The sequence below is a fragment of the Mesorhizobium sp. M7A.F.Ca.US.014.04.1.1 genome (assembly GCF_003998745.1).
In the GTDB taxonomy this organism is placed as follows: domain Bacteria; phylum Pseudomonadota; class Alphaproteobacteria; order Rhizobiales; family Rhizobiaceae; genus Mesorhizobium; species Mesorhizobium ciceri.
Window position 1 is genome coordinate 2,668 of sequence record NZ_RZRW01000208.1, and the last position, 6,697, is coordinate 9,364.

A 6,697-nucleotide genomic window follows, 5' to 3' on the forward strand; every position below is an offset into this window, starting at 1 on the left:
TCACATCGGTGTACATTTCGGCCTGACGCCGGACGCCTATCGCGCCAAATGGGGCTTGCCGTCGGACTATCCGATGGTCGCTCCCAACTACGCGGCCTCGCGTTCGCTGCTGGCGAAGTCGATCGGCCTCGGCCGCAAGGCCGCCCCCGTCAAGGCGCCCGCCAAGGGCAGGAAGGCCAAGGCCTCGGCCTGAACATTCAGTCCTGAGCCAACAGTTAGGACGACTGGAACAGAAGCCTGCCGGCGAATCCGCCTTGGCCGGCTTCCTATTTTTATGGCTTGGATAGGTGGCCGGGTTCCTAGAGCAATTCCAGGAAAAGTGTGAAACGGTTTTCCGTCCGGAATTGCGTAAAAAAACAAGGAGTTAGAGCGGGTCGCCGTTTCCGTGAAACGGTGAACTGCTCTTGGGGAGTGAGCCATGAACTACACCAGGATGGGGATCGAGAAAGAGGCACCGGAAGAATACGGCTACGACCGTATCCGCTTTAATCTTTCCGAAAGCTCGATCGCCGACCAGAAGCTCTCCGACATCGGCCTGTCGCTGCCCGATCTCACGCTTTTCTATGGCGAGCATCGCGGCGACAAGCAGTTGCGTGCACTGATATCGGCGCAGGATGCCGGCATTTCGCCGGATGATGTGCTGGTCACCGCCGGTGCCGCCGGCGCACTGTTCATCATCTCGACCTCGCTTTTGTCGGCCAACGACCATCTCGTCGTCATCCGGCCCAACTACGCCACCAACATCGAAACCCCAAGGGCGATCGGCTGCGCCATCAGCTTTGTCGACCTGGCATTCGAGGAAGGCTTCGCCATCGACGTCGAACGCGTCAAGGCCGCGATTCGGCCGGACACGAAGCTGATCAGCGTCACCTGCCCGCACAACCCGACCGGCACGATGATGAGCCGAGCCGAGCTCGATGCGCTGGTGGCGCTTGCCGAGGCTCGCGGCTGCCATCTGCTGGTCGACGAGACCTATCGCGACCTCTCCTACGGCAGGCGGCTGCCGACGGCTGCCTCACTGAGCCCAAAGGCGATCAGCGTCTCGTCATTGTCCAAGGCCTTCGGCATTCCCGGCATCCGCATCGGCTGGCTGATCACCAGGGATGCGGTGCTTCAGGAAAAATTCCTCGCCGCAAAGGAACAGATCGGCATCTGCGGCAGCGTCATCGACGAAGGCATTGCCCGCGGCATGCTCGAGCGCCGGGATGCCTTCCTGGCGACACTGCTGCCCGAAATGGCCAAGCGCCGCGACATCGTCCAGGCCTGGATCGACCGCGAACCGCTGGTCGACTGGATCAGGCCCGAAGGCGGTGTCGTCGGCTTCCCGCGCCTCGATATCGAACCCGGCTTCGACCTCGACCGGTTCTATGCGAACCTGCTGGAGAACCATGGAACCTATGTCGGACCCGGCCACTGGTTCGAGATGGAAAAACGCTTCTTCCGCGTCGGCTTCGGCTGGCCGACGGAAGCCGAATTGCGCGGCGGCCTCGACGCCATCTCCGTCGCGCTGCGGCAGTAACTTCCGCGTGCCGGCGATGGAGCAGGCTGAAAATTCCTTGATCCAGCACTGATTCTGACGCATATCCGCGGCGAACTGAGCTAAAAGTTCCGCCAGCCGGACCAGCGCCCATCGTGGAAGTGCCCCGCCAGCTGACGCCACTGCAATGGGGCCTCTTAAATCATGACCGCCGAACAGATATCACCGGACCAGCGCTATGCCGCGTTCCGCCACCGCTCCTTCCTGAGTTATTGGGCGGCGCGTTTCCTCACCACATTCGCCACCATGATCGTGTCCGTCGCGGTCGGCTGGCAGATGTACGATTTGACCCGCGACCCGCTCGATCTCGGCCTGGTCGGCATCGTCCAGTTCCTGCCGTCGCTGCTTCTGGTGCTGGTCACCGGTGTCGCCGCCGACCGCTTCGGCCGCCGCCTGATCATGGCGCTGGCGGTCGTGGTGGAGGCGATGTGCGCGCTGGCGCTGCTGTTCCTGGCGCTGCGCGGCATCAGCGGGCCGCTGCCGATCTTCTGCGTGCTTGCCATGTTCGGCGTCGCCCGCGCCTTCTTCGGTCCGGCCTCGGCCTCGCTGTTCGCCAATCTGGTGCCGCCTCAGGTTTCCGCCAACGCCATCGCCTGGAATTCATCGGCCTGGCAGACGGCGACCATCGTCGGACCCGTCGCCGGCGGCCTGCTCTACGGCGTGTCGCCGGAAGCGGCCTACGGAACCGCCGCTGTCCTGATGCTTGTGTCCGGGCTGCTGATCTTCACCATCCCGAAGCCGTCGCAGCGCACCGAGTCGGACAAGCCGACGATGCAGCACCTGCTCGGCGGGTTCAGCTATATCTGGAGCGAGAAGATCGTGCTCGGCGCCATCTCGCTCGATCTGTTCGCCGTGCTCCTGTCCGGCGCCTCGGCGCTGCTGCCGGTCTATGCGCGCGACATCCTCCAGCTCGGCCCGTGGGGCCTCGGCCTGCTGCGCTCGGCGCCCAGCATCGGCGCCATTTGCGTCGCCATCTGGCTGGCCGGGCATCCACTTCGCAACCACGCGGGCATGATCATGCTGGCCGCTGCAGCCTCGTTCGGCGCCTTCACCGTGGTTTTCGGCCTGTCGACCATCACCTGGCTGTCGATCGTGGCATTGGTCTTCCTTGGCGCCACCGATATGTTCAGCGTCTACATCAGGGAGACGCTGATCCAGCTGTGGACGCCCGACGAGGTGCGCGGCCGCGTCAACGCCGTCAACCAGGTCTTTGTCGGCGCCTCCAACGAGGTCGGCGAATTCCGGGCCGGCACGATGGCCGCGCTGATCGGCACGGTGCCGGCCGTGGTGATCGGCGGCATCGGCGCCATCGCCGTCGCGGGCCTGTGGGTGGTGCTGTTCCCGCAACTGCGCAAGGTGCGCCACCTCAACGGGCGCAACTGATCTTCCCACGGTTGACAGCCGACATGCCTAGCCCATGCCACAGGAGCTCTCATGATCACTTGCTACCTGAAATACGTCATCGACCCCTACAAGCTTGCCGAGTTCGAAGATTATGGTCGTCGCTGGATAGCTCTGGTCAACCGCCTCGGCGGAAACCATCACGGCTATTTCCTTCCAAGCGAAGGGGCGAGCAACATCGCCTATGCCATGTTCAGCTTTCCGAGTCTTGCCGACTACGAGGACTATCGCAAACGGATGGCTGCCGACCCGGAATGCCAGGACGTGTTCGAAATGGAAAAGCGCAATCGCAGCATTCTCAGCTATGAGCGCAGCTTCCTGCGGCCGGTGCTCGAACCTTAATGCATGTCGCCCAAAAGTGGCCCCGGTTTTGGGAGAACGACATGCATGAAGACAAAGACCTAAAGCGGGTCGCCTGAAATCCGTTCAGACGACGGTTTAGCTATCTGCTCGACTTGCCGAAGATCATCCGCAAAAACTCGTCCAGCCAGCGCTTGAGATGCATGTCCCAGATCAGCCGGCCGCCGAGATGATCGCGGCCGGGCTGGGCACCGGGCAATTCGAAGCGATGCGCGCCGCGCACCACCCAGCGCTGCATCATCACCCTGGTCAGTTCGCCATGGAACTGGATGCCCCAGGCATTGTCGCCGTAGCGGAAGGCCTGGTTGGGATAGGTTTCGGCCGTCGCCAGCAGCGTCGCGTCCCTGGGCAGCGAAAAACCCTCGCGGTGGAACTGGTAGACCATCTCCGGCCAGTGCATCAGTTGCTTGCCGGCTTCGGTCGCCTTCAGGGGATACCAGCCAACCTCGACCAGCCCTTCACCATGACCCTCGACCTTGCCGCCGAGACAGTTGACCAGCATCTGCGCACCGAGACAGATGCCGAGACATGGCCGGTTCTCCCTCAGCGGTATTTCCAGCCAGTTGGTCTCGCGGCGGACGAACTCGTCGTCGTCATTGGCGCTCATCGGGCCGCCGAACACCACCGTGCCGGCGTGGTCGTCCAGTGTTTCGGGCAAGGCGTCGCCAAGCGGCGGCCGGCGGATGTCGAGATCGAAACCCTCTTCCAGCAACATGTGGCCGACACGTCCCGGGCTCGAACTCTCCTGATGCAGCACGATCAGGATCTTTGGCTTCGAACTCGTCTGGCGTGGCATGGGAAGGCGAAGATCCTATTCGTCGCTCGATGTTCCGGTGGCGCCGGGCGCGTGCGCCGCCGCCTTGCGGCGCGCCTCGACGCGGTCGTGGCGTTCGACGCCGATCAGCTCGGCGACGCGCCAGACGGTGTTGTCCTCGAGCTCGTGCAACTCGCCGTCGGCATAGACGATTTCCCACATCAGGCCGATGAAAGCCTTGCGCGCATCGGCATCGAGATGGCGCTTCAAGACGCTGGTGAAGGCGTAGAGATCGATCGCCTCATTGTCGGCCCGCTCGCCGGCAGCGGCCAACGCTTCGAGTTCCGCGCCACTGATCGAATAGCTCTCGGCCAGCACCGCCTTGAACCGCTCCCACTCGACATCCTGGCGCACGCCATCGGCGTTCATCACATGGTAGAGCAGCGCCGAGGCGGCGACACGCGGATCGTCCGTGCTGGCATGCGTGCCGGCACCGGCCGGCAAATCCCTGAGAAACGACAGAACGCGTTCAAACATAGATCCATACCCCAACGGCCTGACGGCCTGCCCAACTCAAAACAACCGAAACCGGCGCGGCGATTTCTCCGCTTCCTCGTCCGGATCGACGCCGGGATCGTCCGGCAGCCGCGCAAGCTCCTCGGCCGGCTCGACGCCTTCGGCATCGCTCGGCACCGCGGCGAAGGCCGCTGCCGTGATCGGTCTGACATGATCTTCTTCGCGACTTTCAGCTTGCTTGCCCGCCGACGTCTCGCCACCGGCGTCGTCGATCACTTCGATCGGCCTTTTTTCGCTCGTCGGCTTTGCCAATGCTTCAATAACCGGTGCCGCACCCGCTGGCGCGTCATCATGGCTGTCGATCAACTGGCCAAGACGCTCCATCGGCGCGCGCCACTCGAAGGCGTCGAGCCGGCCGGTGATCGGCGATACCGGAGCCCAGCGTTCCGATACCACGCCGTCTGCGACCCAGGCCGGATCGCGCGGCGCCCGCAGCGCCCTGGACAGCAGCTGCCGAACTTTGCCCTGATCGCCGGTCTCGGCCTCCTCGATGTCGGCGAGCAGCAGATAGGCGCCCTCGCGACGGTCCATCCGGATCGCCGCCTCGGCCTCGCGGCGGGCGGTCGCGAAATCCTGCGCGTCGAGCGCGGCGCGCGCCACCGTCATCGACGATTCGGCGTGGTTCTTCTTCATCTCCTGCAGCTTCTTCGCCCGGTTGAGGCGGTCGAGCACCGCGTCGCCCGGCCTTGCATGGGTATAGAGCTCGGCGATCTCCGGATGCGGCTCGGCCTTCCACGCCGCCTCGAGTATCTTCGAGCCCTTGCGCACATCGTTCTGCTTGAACAGTGCGGCCGCGGCGGCCACGGCGGCAGGCGCGAAATCGGGCCTGAGCTTGTTCGCTTCGATCGCCGCCGTCCTGGCGGCGGCGGGATCGCTGTCGGCAAGCGCCTGCGCCTTGGCGGTCAGCAGCACGGCGCGGCGGCGGTTGGCGGCATCGCGTTCGATCTGCCGTGTCGCTTTCTGCGCGTCGACGAGTTTCAGGGCGCCGTCCCAGTCGCCGCGCGCGGTCAGCTCTTCCAGCGTCGATTCCGCCGCCCAGGCCAGCTGCGGCGCCACAGCGGCGGCGCGGCCGGCATAATGCCTGGCGGCGTTGCGGTCGCCGAGCCGTTCGGCTTCCAGATAAAGCCCGCGCAAACCCAGCAGCCGCATTTCGGGATCCTCGAGCATGCTCTCGAATTTCTGCCGCGCGCCTTCATGATCGCCTTCGAGGAGCGACGCCTGCGCTTCGAGCAGGTGGATCAGCGGCTCCTGGTCGGAACGGATCAGCTTGGCGGCTTCCTTGGTCTTCTTGCGGGCCAGCGCGCCATCACCGGCGCCGGCGGCAATCATGCCGGTCGACAGCGCCTGATAGCCACGATCGCGGCGGCGGACACGGAAATAGCGCGAGATGGTGTAGGGGCTGTTCCACAGCGACTTGAGCAGCCACCACAGGATCATCACCGCAGCGACCACGGCAACGACAGCCACCGCCGCCACCATCAGGCTGACCTGGTATTGATAGCCGTTGAAAGTGACGACCATGTCGCCCGGCCGGTCGGCCAGCCAGGCAAAGCCCAGCCCGAGCGCGAAAACGACGATGAGGAAGGCGAGCAGGCGGATCATTGTGTTGCCCTCATGCCTTCATCGCGCCCGAGATCAGCGCATCGACCTGGGTCTCGACCTCGATGCGCGCCTTCAGCTTACCGGCAAAGTCGGCGCCCGCGGCCTTGGCGGCCTCGGGCAGCGTTTCATACTCGCTGAGTGCCTTGGCGTAGTCGCCCTGGTTGACCGCCGCCTCCATGCGCGCGACGGTTTCCGGTGCGCCGGCGCCTTCGACGGCGCCGATCGGCCTGACCTTGACCAGCGATTGCGCGCTCGACAGAAGGCTCTGAACGAAGCCGGCATTCTCATCGACAGGCGTCGCCGCCGTGACCATGGCATTGGCGGCGGCATCAGCCTGCGATGCGATCTCGGCGCGGGTTGGAACGCCCTTTTCGGCATAGGGGCGCAGTGCCGCAAGCTGCGGCGCATCAGGCGAAATCGCGGCGAGGCGGCTACCGCGCAGGATGGCCGGCTGAAAGCGCTGGAGC

Annotated in this window: 6 protein-coding genes and 2 pseudogenes (1 of these 8 cut by a window edge); 4 read left to right on the forward strand and 4 right to left on the reverse strand. The window is 64.6% G+C overall.

Going from position 1 to position 6,697, the window contains the following annotated elements; translation table 11 throughout:
• The 4 genes and pseudogenes from EOA22_RS15715 to EOA22_RS15730 all read left to right on the forward strand — a co-directional run.
• Window positions 1-193, forward strand: a pseudogene (locus EOA22_RS15715) (MucR family transcriptional regulator); it begins 263 nt to the left of the window's first position.
• 225 nt (window positions 194-418) lie between these two features.
• Window positions 419-1,519, forward strand: a complete 1,101-nt coding sequence (locus tag EOA22_RS15720) for a pyridoxal phosphate-dependent aminotransferase (protein ID WP_063169512.1) — start codon at window positions 419-421, stop codon at window positions 1,517-1,519.
• 162 nt (window positions 1,520-1,681) lie between these two features.
• Entirely contained in the window at window positions 1,682-2,920 is a 1,239-nt protein-coding gene (locus EOA22_RS15725; RefSeq protein WP_127390070.1) for an MFS transporter, read from the forward strand.
• A 51-nt stretch (window positions 2,921-2,971) separates the two neighbouring features.
• Complete coding sequence (locus tag EOA22_RS15730; RefSeq protein WP_063169514.1) at window positions 2,972-3,280, forward strand: NIPSNAP family protein; 309 nt, start codon at window positions 2,972-2,974, stop codon at window positions 3,278-3,280.
• Between the two features lie 100 nt (window positions 3,281-3,380).
• Here the strand turns inward: EOA22_RS15730 and EOA22_RS15740 are convergent, their stop codons facing one another.
• From EOA22_RS15740 to EOA22_RS15755, 4 genes and pseudogenes are all read right to left on the reverse strand, one after another.
• The gene (locus tag EOA22_RS15740) at window positions 3,381-4,094 is read right to left on the reverse strand and encodes a glutamine amidotransferase (RefSeq protein WP_024503038.1); all 714 of its coding nucleotides are present in this window, start codon (window positions 4,092-4,094) and stop codon (window positions 3,381-3,383) included.
• 15 nt (window positions 4,095-4,109) lie between these two features.
• A complete protein-coding gene (locus EOA22_RS15745) occupies window positions 4,110-4,589 on the reverse strand; it encodes a TerB family tellurite resistance protein (protein WP_013528912.1) in 480 nt (159 codons plus the stop codon).
• 36 nt (window positions 4,590-4,625) lie between these two features.
• Window positions 4,626-6,230, reverse strand: coding sequence for a heme biosynthesis protein HemY (locus tag EOA22_RS15750; RefSeq protein ID WP_063169515.1), 1,605 nt, complete (start codon window positions 6,228-6,230; stop codon window positions 4,626-4,628).
• Between the two features lie 10 nt (window positions 6,231-6,240).
• A pseudogene (locus EOA22_RS15755) lies at window positions 6,241-6,697 on the reverse strand (phage tail protein); the annotation flags it as partial.

Coding starts and splice junctions, on each gene's coding strand:
- EOA22_RS15720 (WP_063169512.1), top strand. CDS start 419: ATGAACTACACCAGGATGGGGATCGAGAAAGAGGCACCGGAAGAATAC.
- EOA22_RS15725 (WP_127390070.1), top strand. CDS start 1,682: ATGACCGCCGAACAGATATCACCGGACCAGCGCTATGCCGCGTTCCGC.
- EOA22_RS15730 (WP_063169514.1), top strand. CDS start 2,972: ATGATCACTTGCTACCTGAAATACGTCATCGACCCCTACAAGCTTGCC.
- EOA22_RS15740 (WP_024503038.1), bottom strand. CDS start 4,094: ATGCCACGCCAGACGAGTTCGAAGCCAAAGATCCTGATCGTGCTGCAT.
- EOA22_RS15745 (WP_013528912.1), bottom strand. CDS start 4,589: ATGTTTGAACGCGTTCTGTCGTTTCTCAGGGATTTGCCGGCCGGTGCC.
- EOA22_RS15750 (WP_063169515.1), bottom strand. CDS start 6,230: ATGATCCGCCTGCTCGCCTTCCTCATCGTCGTTTTCGCGCTCGGGCTG.